Below are 16,148 nucleotides of genomic sequence, written 5' to 3'. Positions count from 1 at the left end.
TTCAAGGGCTAAAGTGCGATGCGTCCCATTAATTCGGCGTCTTCTTGCCAGGCCGGTGGACGATAGGTAAGCTCCGCTGCCGCTCCAAGGTGCTCGCATGCAGCGATGATACGCAGCGCATGTATAGTGTTGCGCGCAATAAAATTTGGACGGCGCAACTGGCTTGCGGGCGGTTTTTCGGTTCCCAGATCGACGAGAACGGTACGGCAACCTGCCCTGTTTCCCGCCTCGATATCATCAAGGATGTCGCCCACGAACCATGAACGCGGCAGATTCAAGGCCAGGTCTCTGGCGGCTCGCAACAACATTCCCGGTTGCGGCTTACGACAATCACACACGACAGCCAGCTCCGGGATGACGCCCTCTGGATGGTGCGGGCAGTAATAGATGGCATCGAGATGAACGCCTGACTTCGCCAGTTCCTTCGCAAGGTATGTATGCATGCGCCACAGGTCATCCTCCTTGAAATACCCACGCGCAATGCCTGCTTGATTTGTTACCACTACCAGCCGGAAGCCAGCTTCCTGGAACGTCCTCAGTGCTTCTCCCACACCATCATAAAGACACAGTTCCTCAGGTCTGGATGGATAATGACGAGGATAGACCAGCGTTCCATCGCGATCGAGAAAGAGAGCCGGTCGCCTCATATGCCCTCTTGTTCCAATCGGAAACGGTCTTCGACCGAGGCTGGCACTTCCCACTGCGCGAGTTCGGTTTCGGTAATATCGCAGAGAATATGCGTCGCCATCATATGCAGCTCTTGAGCTATGGCCGTATCGACGACCGGCACGCGTAGCGTAATATCGGCAATTTGTTCCAGGCGACTGGACCGATCACCAGTAATCGCTGCCACGCTCATCAGGCATTGCTGAGCCTCCAGTGCGGCACGCACAAGATTCTCGGACTCGCCGCTGGTACTGAAAAGCAGCAGCAGATCGCCCGGCTGGCCGAATCCTCGTACCTGGCGCGCAAAGACTTCGGCATAGCCATAATCGTTGGCCACAGCAGTAAGGATCGAAGTATCGGTGGTAAGAGAAAGGACTGCATAGGGTAGGCGTTCGCGCTTAAATCGGCCCACCAGTTCCGCAGCAAAATGCTGTGCCTCAGCAGCGCTCCCCCCGTTCCCTGCAACAAGCACTTTATGTCCGGCTCGTAAGGTCCCAACCAGTAGCTTTGCGATCTGCGCCAATGCTTGCGCCCGCGCGGCGAACTGAAGTAGCGCATCATCCAATACTCTGCGACGAAGAGCCAGTACGTCTTCAACAAGGCCTTGATAGTCAATTCCCTGCGTTACCGGCTGATCGGGCAGCGCCTGCACCGCCCATTCCTTATGGCTTAACATCTGTTGCAATTCTCAAATCTAATTAACTGCATAAACTAATTATCATCTCCTGGGTAATAGTAACTGTTTTCAGTTACCGTATTTGATGAAGCTCCCTTCTCTTTGCGCTTCTCCTACTAACAATAACTGTAATCTTGGGATTCAACAAGTCAGCAGTAAAAACTCTAAGTTATTTTTTAGCCAAAACTAACATTTTTTTAACTTCTGCTATCAAGCTGTCTTAACTACGTGGTGAAAATGGCTTTTGCACAGCCTATCCGTGAATTTTGGAGGTGTGGTATACTCTTGCTCAGATTAGGAAAGCTGGGTAAGGAGGGTCTCCAATGCCTGAACTATTGCAGAAACGCTGGTTTCTAGTTGTTCTTGTCATATTGTTACTGGCGCTTTTTACGTTCCTCACGTTCGATCTCCTCTCCAACTTCGCGTCTGTAAAATCGACCCCTGGCGATACACACCAATCGCGGCCACAGGCTTCCAGATCGCCAACGCAGCCCACAAATACACCGCAAGCTACTATGCCACCCACCCCTACACCCACTCCGCATCCCAACATTCCCGTCAAGCTCAGCACCGATCCGTATGGCAACAGCGAGGGCCAGCATAGAACGGAGGTCGAGCCTTCATCCTATGCCTATGGGAATACTATCGTCGATACATTCCAGGCTGGTCGCTTTATCGATGTCGGCAGTTCCAACATCGGTTGGGCCACCTCAACCGATGGCGGCGATACGTGGCAGAATGGCTTCTTACGAGGTACGACAAAGCCTGCTGGCGGTCCCTATGACCGTATCACTGACCCCTCTGTCACTTATGATGTCAGGCATGCTACCTGGATGATTGCCACTGTCGCTTTCCTGGCAAATCAAGCGGGCATTTCAGCACCGGCGGTGTTGATCAGCCTGTCAACGAATGGCGGAACAGCATGGAATACGCCTATCGCGATTGCAGATACCGGCAGCTACGGTGGATTCGACAAGGATTGGATTACCTGCGATAACACCCCTGGCAGCCCCTATTTCGGCAATTGTTACGCGCAATGGGATGACTATACGAAAGGCGACCTGATTGAGATGAGTACATCACGAGATGGAGGAAGAACCTGGGGCGCTATAAAGACCACGGCCAATGGAGACACGGGTACGAGTGGCTATCCGCTTGTACAGCCCAACGGAACGGTGATTGTGCCTATCAGTAACAGGCACGAAACGGAAATCATGGTCTTCCGGTCAACCGATGGGGGAGCCAGCTGGAACAGCGCTGTTCCACTTACTGCTGTTACGTCGTTCTCCGGCAATGCCTACTTCACCGATAATATCTTGCTTACGCCACAGGTTGACCAGTCCGGAAAAGTTTACCTGGTGTGGGTGGACTGCCGTTTTGAGTCGAACTGCCAGGGAAACGACCTGGTGATGATGTCATCATCCAATGGTATCTCCTGGTCGCCGGTGCGACGCATCCCTATTGCACCTGTAGGAAGCGGCATTAATTATTACGTTTCAGGCTTCGGCATTGATCCGGCAACTTCCGGCGCCGGGGCACACCTGGGCCTCACCTTCTATTATTACCCCGCCGCTTGTCACAACAATTGCGCCCTCTCCGTTGGTTTTGTCTCGTCAATTGATGGAGGCAACACCTGGAGTAGCAAAATACGGCTGGGCGGTCCTATCCCTGGCTCCTGGGTTGCGCAGGGCAACAACAAAGTCGGCGATTACATCGCAACAGCTTTTTGCAATGGCCGGGCCTTTCCTATTTTTGCCCTTGCAACCGCGCCATCTGGAGGCTATTTCAACGAAGCCATGTATACCATTGAGGGGGGTATCGCAGTAGGTTCCTCCTGATAATTACAACTGCCAGACGCGGGCATTACTAAACACGGCATCGGCAATATCTGTGTCATTGCCACTGAAAACACCGATTTGTCCAGATGGGTAGAGGGTATTACTGATATTCGCGATATCGGTTTGATTCACGTACAAACGGATGCTCCCATTTTGTACCACAACAGCCAGCACATTGGTCGCGGGCAGGCCCGTCGTTATTGCTGAACTGGTACCTGACGTTATCGTGCGTTGAGCCTTGTCCCCGCTATAAATTTGAAGCGCATAATCGCCATTCGGCTTGATATAGAAGAAATAATAGTTTCCTTGCGCTTTATTGGCGCAGAAGATGATGCCAACATAATCGCCCGAGATCATGTTTACCTGCACCTCATAAGCGAAGTTACTAAAATTGGTACTCTTCGCGATACAGCCATGGAAATATCCCTGTTTTGGTTGGATGACTTCAAGGCCCTGTGAAGTGAACTGGCACACAGCGTTATTGCTATTTGTGCCGGTATCCCAACCGTAGTTATTTCGCGTCAGTGGGTCATTCAGTACCAGCGTGCCGCCCTGCGTATACGGGTTTGCTGGCCCACTATTGGTTGGAGTAGTCGCCGTTGCATCGGGTTGACCTTGAGGGGTGGTGCCCGTAGTGACAGTGTTTTGTGGGTGCGACGGTGTAGTCTCTGGATTTGTTGAGCCTGTATTGATCTGATTTGTATTCGACAAGTTTGCTCTGCTGAAATAGAGGAATCCACCACCTCCAAGTCCTGCCAGAAGTGCGAACACAACCAGCAGGATTATTATACTCATAGGCACGCCCTGACGCTGTTGACTTGTGTATGAGGCCTCGACCGGAGAAATGGGAGGTGGAGGCGGAGGAGTTAGAGGCGCTGCAGCTACCGTTGGCGCAAGATCATCCTGTCCTGGTATAGTAGGAATCGTTTGTGCTCCTGCGATAATGATAGAGATCAGCAAGGCCCCGGCTGGCCCTCCATAAGGAGATGGCCGGCCCTGACCCTCCAGGCGCAGTATTTGTCCATGATATGCTCCCGGCGGTATCACGACGTTCGCTTGCCTTCCATCCGCAAAATTGAGTACGCGTTGCGTACCGGTCTGCGCTTCTGCTGCGCTGATTGCAATCGAGGTATGAATATCGTTGCCCGTTAGCGGAGGCGGAGTACGCACCACGGTAGAATCATCATTGTTAGTAATACTGGTAGCAATTGCACCGGTGGACTGGAGATGTAATGCTTGCCGCAATGCCTCTGCAAAAGCAGAGACACTCTTAAAACGCGCTTCCGGTTGTTTCGCCAGCGCAACATTAAATACGGCATCGACCTCCGGTGGCAGTTTCGGATTCAACTGGCTCGGAGGTCTGGGCTGCTCTTGAAAATGCTGGTACATGAGATTCGCGAGTGTCCCTTGAAAGGGCAGCCGCCCGGTGAGCAGATCATACGCCATTATCGCCAAGGCATACTGATCACTGGCCTGAGCTGGATTACCCATCCACTGTTCGGGGGCCATGTAAGCTGGAGTTCCACGGATAGTACGGCTGGCACCGGCGGTGCCGGTAGTGAATTTCGCGATACCGAAATCGCCCAGTTGCAGATTGGGCAAGCTGTTAGCCTGCTCGTTACGCTGGATCAGGAAGTTGGATGGTTTCACATCTTGATGCGTGACCTGGTGATTGTGAGCATGTTGCAGAGCATCTGCCGCATGACGCACAAAATATCCTACCTCTTCGAACGAAAGCAGGTTTGAAGTCCCTCGTTGCTGTAGCCAGGTAGCGAATGAGCCATCTTTGCGCAGCGGCATAACCATATAGGTCGTAGGAGCTCCATTTACAATCTGTTCGCCGTAATCATAGAGAGGCAAAATATTAGGATGATCAAGGGCGGCAATGGCTTTCGCCTCCCGCTGGAACAGGCGCTCGGACTCTTTTACAGCTTCAGGATTGGGATAAGAAGAGCCTTCTGTCCGTATCAATTTTATAGCCACCTGCCGATTGAGCAGTGTATCCTCGGCAAGGTAGACTTCACCCATATTACCACTGCCGATCAGACTCAAAATACGATAGCGACCGAGTTGCATCCCTTCCAGGGCCATAATTTACCCCCGATCTAAAAGCTGGCGAGGTTAGATTTGATTGTGTTACGATGAGTACGGGAATAGTATAGCATAGTTAATACAGTAATGGAATAAGCAGGAGAGCTTTCGCTTCATATACTTTGACCGCAACAATGGTCAGAGAGCGTCACCATAAACCTCTATCGTGTATACTACAACTGTTTTAGAGGAACCTTGTAGCATCTTGAAAGGAATACCATGGCATCCTTACCTGAACATCCCACACTAAAAGACCTGCAAACATATATGGAAGCCGTCTGCCAGGAACGAGGTTGGACGAAAGATAGCTGGTCGGAAAAGTTCTTGCTCTTCAGCGAAGAAGTCGGCGAACTCGCCAAGGCCATGCGCAAAGCAAGAGGCCTGTACCAGGAGAAAGCAAAACAGAGGCAGCTTGAACTGGCCGAAGAGTTCGCCGATGTACTCAGCTATCTTCTTGACCTGGCTAACTATTTCCAGGTCGATCTGGAGCAGGCATTTCGTGAGAAAGAGGCGGTGAATGAGAAAAGAACCTGGGAATAATATTACATGAAGAAGATCCTCTCGCATGTCATTCTGAGCGCAGCGAAGAATCTCTGGTGAGCGGATTCGACCGGAGGCCTCAGATTCTTCGCTACGCTCAGAATGACATGCACCGGCCACTTCGAATGACATGCACCGGCCACTTCTTAATAGCCATAACATGTTCATCGTCAACGACGATTTCTTTTCCGGAGGGTACCCAATCTCCTAACCATGAAAACTTCGACCGACATACTGATTGTGGGAGGCGGTGTGATAGGCTGCGGCATTGCTTATTATCTTTGCAAAGCAGGCACGGAGGTTATGGTGGTTGACGCGGACGAGATCGGCGCCGGGGCTTCGAGCGCCGCAGCTGGATTGCTGGCCCCGCTGGGGCCACTTCCGGGTCCCGGCCCTTTTGCTGATCTCTTACTAGCAGGTTTTGACCTGTTTCCATCACTTGTCACGGAACTTGAAGAGACGACTGGCATCGAACTGGAATATGAGCAAACGGGCGCGCTACGAGTCGTGCGCGATGCGAAGCGTGTTCCCAACCTGCGCAAGCGCTTGAAAGCATGGCAACCGCTCGGCTTGCAAACAGACTGGCTAAGCGGCGAGGAGAGCCGTCAACGCGAACCCCTGTTAACGCCGGAGATCACTGCCGCTGTTTATGCGCCGGAGGAGTCACAAATACTGGCTCCACGCGTGGTACAGGCATACGCGCAAGCAGCAGCGAAAAAGGGGGCACTGTTCTTTACTTCCGCACGAGTTACAGGTATCACAAGACATAAAACCAGGGTGACGGGCGTACAGACTTCTGAAGGAGAAGCTATTCGCTGCAATCACCTGGTGATCGCGGCAGGAGCATGGTCTGCTCGCTGCGGCGAGTGGCTCAATATCTCATTGCCGGTCAGCCCACAACGCGGTCAGATGCTCGCGCTTCGCCAGTCCTGTCCTTCACTGCATCATATCATCTTTGGAGAGGCGGCCTACCTTGTACCAAGGAAAGATGGAACCATCGTCGTAGGCGCTACCAAAGATGAGGCAGGCTTTGACAGGCAGCTTACGGCAGGAGGAGTGAGATGGCTGCTCGATACGGCAATGCGCCTCATTCCCTCGCTCGAATACAGCGCAATCGAGCGCTTATGGACAGGCCTGCGGCCCAAAACGCCTGATCAGCGCCCCATTCTCGGCTCCGCGCCCGGTTGGGAAAACGTCACCCTTGCTACCGGCCACGGCAGTGTGGGCATTTTGCTGAGCGCAATTACAGGGCAGGCTATCGCTGAATTGGTAACGACGGGCAAGGCGCCGGAGATTGTGGAGGCGTTTGCGGTGGAACGGTTCAAATAAATGTTCCTGAGAAAGGGAAGCTGACATTTAGCACGAAATTACTTGTTAATTACTTGACAATGTCAGAATTATGCTTTATACTTCTACCATTGATCAGGAATAGCTAAATGCATATCTCTAGAATGATTGGAGAGAGATCACATCTCATTCACGGTAGAAAAGTTGGATGGAACGGAGGCAACTCTTATGAACAGCGACTTTCTTGATGTCATTGATATGCGCGAACTCGGGAAAGAATTGCAACAGGCACGCAGCAGGAGAGGATTGACTCAGGAAGAGGCGGCCAAAATTATTGATGTTGCACGCACGACGATTACAGCTATCGAGAAAGGTGAGCGACGCATCAAAGCTGAGGAGTTGATTAAGCTGGCGTATGCCTATGGCCGTGAAGTAACTGATTTTATTCGTCCACGTCCGCAGTTCGAACCGTTCCAGGCTCAGTTTCGCAATCTGCCTCTATTCTCATCCCAGGAAAACACTCAAATAGCTCTTTACATCGATACACTGGAGGAATTATCCAGGAATTATCTTGAACTCGAACAGATTACGGGAACGCCGCTTGTGCGAAAGTATCCACCTGAATATCAGATCAGCGGGTTACGCATTGAACAGGCAGCAATGGGTGTTGCCATTGAAGAGCGTAATCGCCTTGGACTTGGCGATGGGCCAATTCGGACTTTGCGTGATATCCTCGAACAAGATGTTGGCCTGCGCATATTCTACTTGCCTTTCTATCCATCCAAACTTTCTTACATATATGTTTATGACCATAGGGCAGGCGCATGTATTGCTGTTAATAGCTCTCTTTCAGAAGAGCATCGTCGCTGGTCGCTGGCACATGCTTATGGTCATTTTCTGGTGTATCGTCATAAACCTGGCATATTTATTGACGGCAACCACCAGCGTCTCTCAGAAAGCGAGCGATTCGCCGGTGAATTTGCGCGCTACTTTTTAATGCCTACCAGTGGTTTAACGAGACGGTTTAATGATATTCGCCGCACAAAACAGCATTTAACTCCTGCTGATCTCTGCACCCTTGCTCTCTACTATGGAGTTTCTGTTGCTGCCATTACGCTATGCCTCGAAGATATGAGATTACTCCCTGCCAGCACCTGGAATAAGCTGAGAGCAGGAGGATTTAAGACACAAGCCGGTAAACAGCAACATGGGTTATCAGCTACTCAGGTGCGAGATGAGAAATTGCCTGTGCGCTACCAATACCTTGCGCTCGACGCCTTCGACAGAGCACTGATCAGCGAGGGCCAATTTGCTCGTTTTCTTGGAGTGGATAGAATCGAAGCCCGTCATATTGGCGAAATTTTGCGGCAGCATACAAGTGGCGTTATGGACGATACGCCTATTGATCTCGACATGACACAATCATTGGGCGCATAGGAGGATAGTGTTGACGATGGGGGACGTTTTTAAGCAGGATTGTATTATCCTGGATGCTTGCTGTGTTATCAACTTGTATGCGTCAGGAGAGATGGAAAGTATCCTGAAAGCGGTTTCAAAGTCTGTCGCAATTGCTGCCTACGTTCGTGATCATGAAGCATTAAGGATTATTAGCGAAGTTGATAGTGCGACAACTCAAAAGTATGAGCAGATCAACTTGCAGCCTTTTATCGATTCTGGTCTGCTGATTGTTGTCACGCCCGAATCCGAAGCTGAGAACACCTCTTTCGTTAATTTCGCTGCTGCGCTTGATGACGGTGAAGCCATTACATGTGCTATTGCCTTCCATCGTAACTGGTCCATTGCCAGTGATGACCGGAAAGCAACCAATTTTTTCAATCAGCACGCGCCACATCTACAAGTGCTATCGACACCGGAATTGATCAAATATTGGATTGATACCACTAATCCTCCAGGAGAAGTAATTCGCCTCGCTCTCCAGAGAATCCGCATAAAAGCAAAGTATGAACCCCCACTTAGACACAAACTCTATCTTTGGTGGCAAAAACTCAAAGATGGGAAAACTCTTTAATGCATGTGGTATGATATTCAAGAATGTTTCGCAACCACGCGGTTAACGAATTAGCTACTCTTAGCTAGAACGGAAGAACCTTGTGATAGAAGAACAGAAGGCAACTCGACCTACAACCACGAACCAGACGATAGAACAGGCTCTGAACCAGTTGGTGAGCGTGGCAAGGGCAGATGCTGTTTTTGGCCAACCGGTGGAGCGCGGGAACGCTACCGTTATCCCCTGCTCCGAAGTTTCGGTCGGTATGGGCCTGGGTTCGGGCAGTGGACCAATCAATGAAAAGGGAAATTCGATGGGCGGAGGATATGGGATGGGTGGAGGCGCAAATGGGCGGCCAATCGCGGCTATCATCATAACCGACGAAGGCGTCAGGGTAGAGCCCATCATGGATATGACGAAGGTCGTGCTGGCCGCGCTCTCGACCGGGGCATTCATACTTCTCTGGTTGGGCCGACTCAATCGCGTCACCAGCTCCGGTAAAGGAGCATCTTTGAAACAGATCAGAAAGGCTATCGGGGGATAGCCTGTCGTTCAGGCAAACTCGGTCGAATACTGAACATGTGCCCGTATTTCGTGAAAGAAGAGGTTCAAATTCATGAGTTCATCAGAGAACAGCTTGCCGGGAAAAAGCACAGAGCAGGCTGATGATAGCCAGCCACAACAAAGCGCAAAGCCGGTAGACGATAGCCAGCCCCAGCAAAAAACAGCAACGAAGGCCCCGGAGAAGAAAAGCTCATCGGGCTTCTCACGGGAAATCCTCGAAACCGTGGCGCTGACCGTGTTGATCTTCCTCGCAATTCGCTTCACCGTGCAGAATTTTCAGGTCGATGGACCTAGCATGCAGCCAGGCCTGCACACCGGCGAATATGTGCTGGTGAACAAACTGGCCTACACCTTCCACCAACCGGCACGAGGCGACGTGATCGTTTTTGAACTGCCTGGGGATCCCAGCGAAAATCTGATTAAGCGCGTTATCGGCCTGCCAGGGGATAAACTGGTGATTACGCCGAACTCTGTGACGATTAATGGTGTGACGATCAATGAACCATACATCAGCGCGCCTAACGGCCCTCCAGCAGAAACTGTGACAGTTCCGGCCAATGAATACTTCGTCATGGGGGATAATCGTCCCGTTAGCGACGATTCACGTGACTGGGGCCTCTTACCACGAGATGACATCATAGGTGAGGCTGTGATGGTGTACTGGCCGATCAGCGATTGGGAGTCCATTAACACCTATCAGTCAGTCTATACTCAGGTGAAACCCTAGCTCTGAGGGACAGGGGCAGGCTGATCCCGCCCCTATACCTGAAAGATGGAACCACCTCGTATTGTCCTCTTGACATCTGCATCTCCTTCTGTTACACTTTCTATAACCTTCAAAACATATTTTGTAGGTTATATCCACGTAGAGCTATTTTGTGAACGGGTTATGAAGATTGGCTTTCAGGTAATGGCCTGATTGGTTGACCAATTCTTTTCGAGAGCGATGTTACTATTCGGAAGGAAGCCGGGTCCCAGAGCCTGGTTTTGTCAAAATGAGCAGGTAGAGTTTGAGAGTGCGAGCTTATGGAGAAAGCGAATTCGATTGAAAGCGCAACGGCAGGGGCTAAAGACGAAGCGATTACATTTACCCTGGCGGGCGCATTACTTGGTGTGCGGCGCACTATTCCCCTCGCGGTCAGCGTCTTTGCTGTTGGCCTTGTTTTTGGAGTGCTGGCGCGGCAGGCACATCTGACGACGCTGGAATCGTTTTTGATGAGCGGGCTGGTTTTCGCGGGGGCATCGCAGTTTGTAGCGTTGTCCTTGTGGGCAGCAGTGCCTTTGCCGGTGATAGCGATCATTCTCACTACGCTGGTGGTCAACCTGCGCCACTTGCTGATGGGGGCCTCATTGCGTCCATGGTTTTCTCGCCTCTCTCCGTTGAAAGCTTATACATCCGTCTTTTTCATGGTTGATGAGAGCTGGGCCCTGTCAATGAGCAATTTTACGGTGGGTGGCCGCGATATGGCCTTTCTACCCGGCAGCGGCGTGATCCTCTTCGTTGTCTGGGTCAGTTCGACGATTGTTGGACAGGCACTTGGATCTTCTATCCAGGACCCGGCGCAATGGGGATTGGATTTCGCCTTCACGGCCGTCTTCCTGGCATTGCTGACAGGCATGTGGAAGGGGAAATCCAACCTGCTGCCGTGGGTAGTTGCGGCAATGGTAGCAGTCGCGGCGGCTCACTGGCTGCCCGGCAAATGGTATATTCTACTGGGCGGGTTGGCCGGTAGCATAACTGGAGCAATGACGCATGCCAAATGATATGCTCGCGCTCTTAACTATTCTTGGGATGGCTCTCGTCACCTATCTTACCAGGGCCGGTGGCTTGTGGCTGATGAGATTCGTGACTCCTTCGCCACGAGTTGAGGCGTGGCTGCGACAGATTCCGGGGGCCGTGCTGGTAGCGATTGTTGCTCCAACCGTGCTTGCCAGCAGCATCGCAGAGACCCTGGCCTCGGTAATCGCAGTGCTGGTGGCATGGCGCACGAAAAATGTGCTGGTGGCAATGATTGCCGGGATAGCGATGGTGTGGATACTGCGACACCTGCTTTAAATGAGCCTGCTCGCGGCGCATTGTATAATACTCTCATACCAACAATTACACCGAACTGACCTCTCTCAATGCAAAAAGAATGGGAGCTATTCGTTCATGACAAAATCTACCTTCGACGAACTTGAAACCACAGTATCCTATATGGCAAAGATTCGTCGCTGCATTTCGCCCAGTTTCTCGTCAGATGGGTCGCGCATCGCCTTTGTTTCTGACCTCAATGGTATCCCGCAGGTCTGGACGGTTGCTACCGGGGGAGGCTGGCCGGAACTGGTGACCGCGCTCGACGATCAAATCCAGGGCGTCTCATGGTCGCCGGATGGCAACTGGCTGGCTTTTTCGCTTGCGCCCGGCGGCGGGATGAACTCACAGGTGTATCTCGTCCACCCGGATGGCACCGGCTTGAGGTGCCTTACGGAAGGAGGCGAGGTGAACAACTGGCTCGGTCCCTGGACGCACGATGGTCGCAAACTTGCTATCAGCTCGAATCGCCGCAGTGCCGATGCTATGGATGCCTATCTCGTCGATGTTGCAGACGGTACGTTTCAGTTGGTGGCCGAGAACAAGGGAATTGGCAACCTGAGCGACATCAGCCGCGATGGACAAAAAGCGATTCTTTTCCGTATGCTCAACCGCAGCGATGATAACCTTTTTCTCATCGATCTCGCAAGTAGAGCAGAGATGCTGCTGACTCCTCACGAGGGACCCGGTCATTTCACAGATGGATATTTTTCTCCCGATGGTAGGACCATTTATCTCTCTTCCAACAAGGACCGCGAAATGGTTGCTTTCGCGCGTATAAAATTGGACGGAGACGGTCAACCAGGGCCAATTGAAGTTCTTGCAGGGCGAGAAGACGCCGAACTACAAACGTTTGCTATCAATGAGGGCGGAACGATGGCAGTCCTGGTATGGAATATCGCGGGGCGGAACGAACTTGCCTTCATCGACCTCGCCACGCTCGAAATCTCAAAAGGCCCCGAACTACCGGTGGAGATAATCTTCGACATTATATGGTCGAAGGATGGGCGTTTCCTGGCGTTGAGCGCATCAGGAGCGACCGCGCCGCGGGATATCTGGGTGTTTGAACTCGCATCCGGTCGTTTGTGGCAGGTGACATATAGCCCGCATGCCGGAGTAGTGCTGTCTGACATTGTTCGTCCTGAATTGGTATATTTTCAGGCCCATGATCAGCTACAGCTCAGTGGCTGGCTCTATCGCCCGCACGACTTTACCGCTCCCGGGCCGATTGTACTCTACTTTCACGGTGGTCCTGAGAGCCAGGAGCGACCTTTTTTCAACTATTACCTGCAGGCACTGCTTTCCCAGGGGATAGCCATTTTCGCGCCAAATGTGCGTGGCTCATCAGGTTTCGGCAAAACGTTCGTCAACCTTGATAACGGACCGCTGCGCTTCAACGCGATTCGCGATATTCAGGCCTGCGTCGAATATGTGATCCAGGCGGGCATTGCAGATGCGAAGCGTATCGGCATCATGGGCGGCTCCTATGGCGGCTATATGACCATGGCGGGACTGACGGAGTATCCTGACCTCTTTGCGGCAGGGGCGAACCTCTTCGGCATCGTCAACTTCGAGACCTTCTTCGCGCAGAGTGTCCCCTGGATGGGTGCGGTTTCAAAGATCGAGTATGGCGACCCTGAAACTCAGGCTGCTATGCTGCGCGAACTTTCTCCTATCCACAAGATTGACCGAGTGAAAGCGCCAACGATTGTGCTGCATGGCGCCAATGATACCAACGTTCCCGTCATCGAAGCGGAACAGACGGTAGAGAGCCTGCGGAGGCGCGGGGTGCCGGTAGAATACGTACTCTTCCCAGACGAGGGACACGGCTTCAACAAAACGTCCAATCGCATCCGAGCGGTTGTCGCTATCACGCGCTGGTTCGTACAATATCTGACGAGGTGAATGCCTGGTGCATTCACCTCACACGCTTTCGGCCTGAACCCTTTCTACGACCTGTTGCAGAACGCTGTAGGGCTGCGCACCCATGACCAGGTATTTCTCGGCAAAGACAAGCGCCGGTACGCCATCCAGTCCGTATTCATTTGCCAGGTCAATGTCGGCGGAGACCTGGGCATCGTATTCAGGATTTTTTATTTTTGACGCGAAGTTTTCAGTATCCAGGCCAACACTTTGCGCGATTTCCTGCAAGACGTTGAGGTCGCTGATATCGCATGCCTCCTGCCAGTAGGCACGCATGACGGCCTCGTGGAACGCCTTGCCTTTGCCCTGCGATTCGGCATACTTTTCAGCGTCCAGGGCCGGACGGCTATCGATATTCATAGGGCCCTGGTTGATCTCCACGCCGTATTGCTCGCGTGCCCTGCGCTGGAGCTGCGGGCGCGCGGCCTTGATTTGTTCCAGGCGCTGGGGCGGGATAGGAGGCGAGCCAGGAGGACGCAGCTGGTAGGAGCGCCAGTGAATATCCAGGTCATAGTGCTGTTGAAGCTTCTCCAAACTGGAGGCTACCAGAAAACAGAATGGTCAAACAAAATCGGACCAGACATCGATACGAACAGGCATGCCAGTACCCCTTTCACAATTCAATTACCCTATTATTAGCCGCGCTCGACTTTGCCACCTCGATTATCTTCAACGTCGCAATAGCGCTGGCGGGGTCTACCGGTGGTGGCCCTCCGGAGAGAAGCGCATCGCGCAGCAGAGCATAGAAACATTCGTAGCAACCGGGAATCGTCTCTACAGGTCCATCAAAGTGCAGGCCGTCGATATCTGTGGAGAGCTGTCCCCAGCTTTCGCGAGGTTCCTGGCCCCAGCCACTGTCTCCCGGTCGCATACCAGAACGGAGCGCATCTTCCTGGGGATCGAGTCCCCACTTCACGTAGGTGCCGCGCAGGCCCCTCAGCATCATTCTAGGGCCTGCAATGCGGGCAATAGCGCTCATCCAGAGATGAGCACGCACGCCGCCAGGAAATTCAAGCGCAACAAAGGTATCATCATCGACTTGCGCCCCAGTACGACGTTGATTCATCTCAGAGTAGACACGCACCGGCTGCCCAAAAAGCTGCAAGGCCTGGTCGACCAGGTGACTGCCAAGATCGTAGAGCAATCCGCCCGCCTCCTCTAAATCTGGAAGTTCGCGCCACGCGCCTGGACGTGGGGCCGCACGATAACGCTCGAAGCGCGACTCAAAGCGTGTGATTGTGCCAAGCAAGTCGGGAGTTGCATTCAGCATGCGTTGCACTGTCAGAAAGTCATTATCCCAACGCCGGTTCTGGAACACAGTCAGTAGTTTGCCCGTATCTTTGCTCGTCGCAATTAACTGTTCAGCATCGGCGACGAAAGCTGCCATGGGCTTATCGATCACGACGGGCAATCCGGCTTTCATGGCGGCTATGCCAAGCGCAGCATGCGTCCGATTGGGAGATGCTACCACAACCAGGTCATAGCGCGCAGAATCATGCCAGAGTTGCTCGGCTGAAGATAGGATAGCCGCGGACGGGAAATCATGGCTCGCTTTCTGCTGGCGTTCGGGATTGCCCGTAACAATGGCAGTTACAGCCATACCGGGTGTGGCCGCGATGAGGGGAGCATGGAATACCGAACCCGCCAGTCCATAACCAATAATGGCGACACGCAGCGGTTCAATTGCAGGAATAGAAGATGACATTTGTTACTCCAACAACGGATAGTGACCGGTAGAGGTCTTCGAACGTTGAGTTCTTTACAGATCTTATTGTATTATAACCTTGCCTCAACCGAATATCATCCTTTTACCCCTTGTAGTTTGGACTGAATTCCGCTATAATTATTTTCATCAGCTTATCGACTTTTTCCAGAATGCTGGAAAAAATTCCAACACATAAATAATAGGAGGCGGGGGTCTAAAACCTCGAGGAGATGCAATGACAATTACGGATAGAAAAAGAGAGGACACAACTACAAATTTGAATGTCTTCCTGGCTTTGACTCCTGAGGAGCAAAGCCAGGAGTCAACTATCACGCCACAGGAATGTTACCAGCAAGGGATGCAAGATATCTGGGAAAAAATACATTGTCTGCCCAGGGGTCAGGACCAGGTGGTAATGTCACAGATCTGGTGGTATGGTAAGTCCTCTACCAGTCCCAGCCCCAAAGAATTTCCGGCCCTTGCGACGCATGGATTTATCCTTGAAGAGCCCGTGGGAGAGCAGGTATTCTGTGAACCCTATTCGCCCTACCTGAAAGACTTCTGGCGCATCGGCATCGATGTATCGCTGGCGTATGGATTTAGACTCCGCCCCTACCCCGCCTTTCAAGCCAGTTTATCCGCTATCATGCATATGATTTTCAATTGAACACAATGGCTTGTTTATTATCAGGCGCACCCGGCGGGATTCGAACTGACAGCCACACCTTTAGAAGGATGGTGGATTGCTTCTGGTGGAGTCCTTAGAAGGAGGCCAG

At 52.2% G+C, this 16,148-nt stretch carries 16 protein-coding genes; 11 read left to right on the top strand and 5 right to left on the bottom strand.

All coding sequences use genetic code 11. The features are described 5' to 3' along the window. Nucleotides 1-8 precede the first annotated feature (8 nt). Nucleotides 9-647 carry an HAD family hydrolase gene (locus VFA09_08095; GenBank protein ID HZU67224.1) on the bottom strand — a complete coding sequence of 213 codons (639 nt, stop codon included), beginning with the start codon at nt 645-647 and terminating at the stop codon, nt 9-11. Further along, nucleotides 644-1,342, bottom strand: coding sequence for an SIS domain-containing protein (locus VFA09_08090; protein ID HZU67223.1), 699 nt, complete (start codon nt 1,340-1,342; stop codon nt 644-646). Before VFA09_08090 ends, VFA09_08095 begins: the two co-directional genes overlap by 4 nt. 323 nt (nt 1,343-1,665) lie before the next feature. Here VFA09_08090 and VFA09_08085 point away from each other — a divergent pair, with 323 nt between their 5' ends. After that, complete coding sequence (locus tag VFA09_08085; GenBank protein HZU67222.1) at nt 1,666-3,180, top strand: sialidase family protein; 1,515 nt, start codon at nt 1,666-1,668, stop codon at nt 3,178-3,180. A gap of 3 nt (nt 3,181-3,183) precedes the next feature. Here VFA09_08085 and VFA09_08080 read toward each other — a convergent pair whose 3' ends face one another. Next, on the bottom strand, nt 3,184-5,271 hold the full coding sequence (locus VFA09_08080; protein ID HZU67221.1) for a protein kinase: 2,088 nt from the start codon (nt 5,269-5,271) through the stop codon (nt 3,184-3,186). Nucleotides 5,272-5,490: 219 nt separating this feature from the next. On the opposite strand from VFA09_08080, the gene VFA09_08075 reads away from it, so the two are divergent. The 9 genes from VFA09_08075 to VFA09_08035 all read left to right on the top strand — a co-directional run bounded on the left by VFA09_08075 (nt 5,491) and on the right by VFA09_08035 (nt 13,649). After that, complete coding sequence (locus tag VFA09_08075; protein HZU67220.1) at nt 5,491-5,811, top strand: MazG nucleotide pyrophosphohydrolase domain-containing protein; 321 nt, start codon at nt 5,491-5,493, stop codon at nt 5,809-5,811. A 213-nt stretch (nt 5,812-6,024) separates the two neighbouring features. Then, a complete protein-coding gene (gene thiO / locus VFA09_08070) occupies nt 6,025-7,140 on the top strand; it encodes a glycine oxidase ThiO (protein HZU67219.1) in 1,116 nt (371 codons plus the stop codon). 186 nt (nt 7,141-7,326) lie between these two features. Continuing rightward, nucleotides 7,327-8,535 carry an XRE family transcriptional regulator gene (locus VFA09_08065; GenBank protein HZU67218.1) on the top strand — a complete coding sequence of 403 codons (1,209 nt, stop codon included), beginning with the start codon at nt 7,327-7,329 and terminating at the stop codon, nt 8,533-8,535. A gap of 16 nt (nt 8,536-8,551) precedes the next feature. Continuing rightward, a complete protein-coding gene (locus tag VFA09_08060; GenBank protein HZU67217.1) occupies nt 8,552-9,127 on the top strand; it encodes a hypothetical protein in 576 nt (191 codons plus the stop codon). An 82-nt stretch (nt 9,128-9,209) separates the two neighbouring features. Next, nucleotides 9,210-9,650 carry a spore germination protein GerW family protein gene (locus VFA09_08055; protein ID HZU67216.1) on the top strand — a complete coding sequence of 147 codons (441 nt, stop codon included), beginning with the start codon at nt 9,210-9,212 and terminating at the stop codon, nt 9,648-9,650. Nucleotides 9,651-9,722: 72 nt separating this feature from the next. Continuing rightward, entirely contained in the window at nt 9,723-10,397 is a 675-nt protein-coding gene (lepB, locus tag VFA09_08050) for a signal peptidase I (protein HZU67215.1), read from the top strand. 299 nt (nt 10,398-10,696) lie between these two features. Further along, the gene (locus VFA09_08045; protein ID HZU67214.1) at nt 10,697-11,434 is read left to right on the top strand and encodes an AzlC family ABC transporter permease; all 738 of its coding nucleotides are present in this window, start codon (nt 10,697-10,699) and stop codon (nt 11,432-11,434) included. Next, nucleotides 11,424-11,726: an AzlD domain-containing protein gene (locus VFA09_08040; protein ID HZU67213.1), complete on the top strand. Its 303-nt coding sequence runs from the start codon at nt 11,424-11,426 to the stop codon at nt 11,724-11,726. The genes VFA09_08045 and VFA09_08040 overlap by 11 nt, the downstream gene beginning before the upstream one ends. Nucleotides 11,727-11,822: 96 nt before the next feature. Continuing rightward, entirely contained in the window at nt 11,823-13,649 is a 1,827-nt protein-coding gene (locus tag VFA09_08035; GenBank protein ID HZU67212.1) for a S9 family peptidase, read from the top strand. 18 nt (nt 13,650-13,667) lie between these two features. On the opposite strand, the gene VFA09_08030 is transcribed toward VFA09_08035, so the two are convergent. Both VFA09_08030 and VFA09_08025 read right to left on the bottom strand, forming a co-directional pair. Continuing rightward, nucleotides 13,668-14,216, bottom strand: coding sequence for a DsbA family protein (locus tag VFA09_08030; protein HZU67211.1), 549 nt, complete (start codon nt 14,214-14,216; stop codon nt 13,668-13,670). Between the two features lie 64 nt (nt 14,217-14,280). Then, nucleotides 14,281-15,372: a Gfo/Idh/MocA family oxidoreductase gene (locus VFA09_08025; GenBank protein ID HZU67210.1), complete on the bottom strand. Its 1,092-nt coding sequence runs from the start codon at nt 15,370-15,372 to the stop codon at nt 14,281-14,283. A gap of 235 nt (nt 15,373-15,607) precedes the next feature. Between VFA09_08025 and VFA09_08020 the strand changes: the two genes are divergently transcribed. Then, the gene (locus VFA09_08020; protein ID HZU67209.1) at nt 15,608-16,039 is read left to right on the top strand and encodes a hypothetical protein; all 432 of its coding nucleotides are present in this window, start codon (nt 15,608-15,610) and stop codon (nt 16,037-16,039) included. The last annotated feature ends 109 nt before the right edge of the window (nt 16,040-16,148 follow it).

This window comes from Ktedonobacteraceae bacterium (genome assembly GCA_035653615.1).
Classification (GTDB): domain Bacteria; phylum Chloroflexota; class Ktedonobacteria; order Ktedonobacterales; family Ktedonobacteraceae; genus DASRBN01.
Note: the sequence above shows the minus strand (reverse complement) of the source record. Positions and strands in the feature narration are given on the sequence as shown.

What these genes read in the sequence shown, in the direction of transcription:
- VFA09_08095 (HZU67224.1), bottom strand. Translation starts at nt 647, where the DNA reads ATGAGGCGACCGGCTCTCTTTCTCGATCGCGATGGAACGCTGGTCTAT.
- VFA09_08090 (HZU67223.1), bottom strand. Translation starts at nt 1,342, where the DNA reads ATGTTAAGCCATAAGGAATGGGCGGTGCAGGCGCTGCCCGATCAGCCG.
- VFA09_08085 (HZU67222.1), top strand. Translation starts at nt 1,666, where the DNA reads ATGCCTGAACTATTGCAGAAACGCTGGTTTCTAGTTGTTCTTGTCATA.
- VFA09_08080 (HZU67221.1), bottom strand. Translation starts at nt 5,271, where the DNA reads ATGGCCCTGGAAGGGATGCAACTCGGTCGCTATCGTATTTTGAGTCTG.
- VFA09_08075 (HZU67220.1), top strand. Translation starts at nt 5,491, where the DNA reads ATGGCATCCTTACCTGAACATCCCACACTAAAAGACCTGCAAACATAT.
- thiO (HZU67219.1), top strand. Translation starts at nt 6,025, where the DNA reads ATGAAAACTTCGACCGACATACTGATTGTGGGAGGCGGTGTGATAGGC.
- VFA09_08065 (HZU67218.1), top strand. Translation starts at nt 7,327, where the DNA reads ATGAACAGCGACTTTCTTGATGTCATTGATATGCGCGAACTCGGGAAA.
- VFA09_08060 (HZU67217.1), top strand. Translation starts at nt 8,552, where the DNA reads ATGGGGGACGTTTTTAAGCAGGATTGTATTATCCTGGATGCTTGCTGT.
- lepB (HZU67215.1), top strand. Translation starts at nt 9,723, where the DNA reads ATGAGTTCATCAGAGAACAGCTTGCCGGGAAAAAGCACAGAGCAGGCT.
- VFA09_08045 (HZU67214.1), top strand. Translation starts at nt 10,697, where the DNA reads ATGGAGAAAGCGAATTCGATTGAAAGCGCAACGGCAGGGGCTAAAGAC.
- VFA09_08040 (HZU67213.1), top strand. Translation starts at nt 11,424, where the DNA reads ATGCCAAATGATATGCTCGCGCTCTTAACTATTCTTGGGATGGCTCTC.
- VFA09_08035 (HZU67212.1), top strand. Translation starts at nt 11,823, where the DNA reads ATGACAAAATCTACCTTCGACGAACTTGAAACCACAGTATCCTATATG.
- VFA09_08025 (HZU67210.1), bottom strand. Translation starts at nt 15,372, where the DNA reads ATGTCATCTTCTATTCCTGCAATTGAACCGCTGCGTGTCGCCATTATT.
- VFA09_08020 (HZU67209.1), top strand. Translation starts at nt 15,608, where the DNA reads ATGACAATTACGGATAGAAAAAGAGAGGACACAACTACAAATTTGAAT.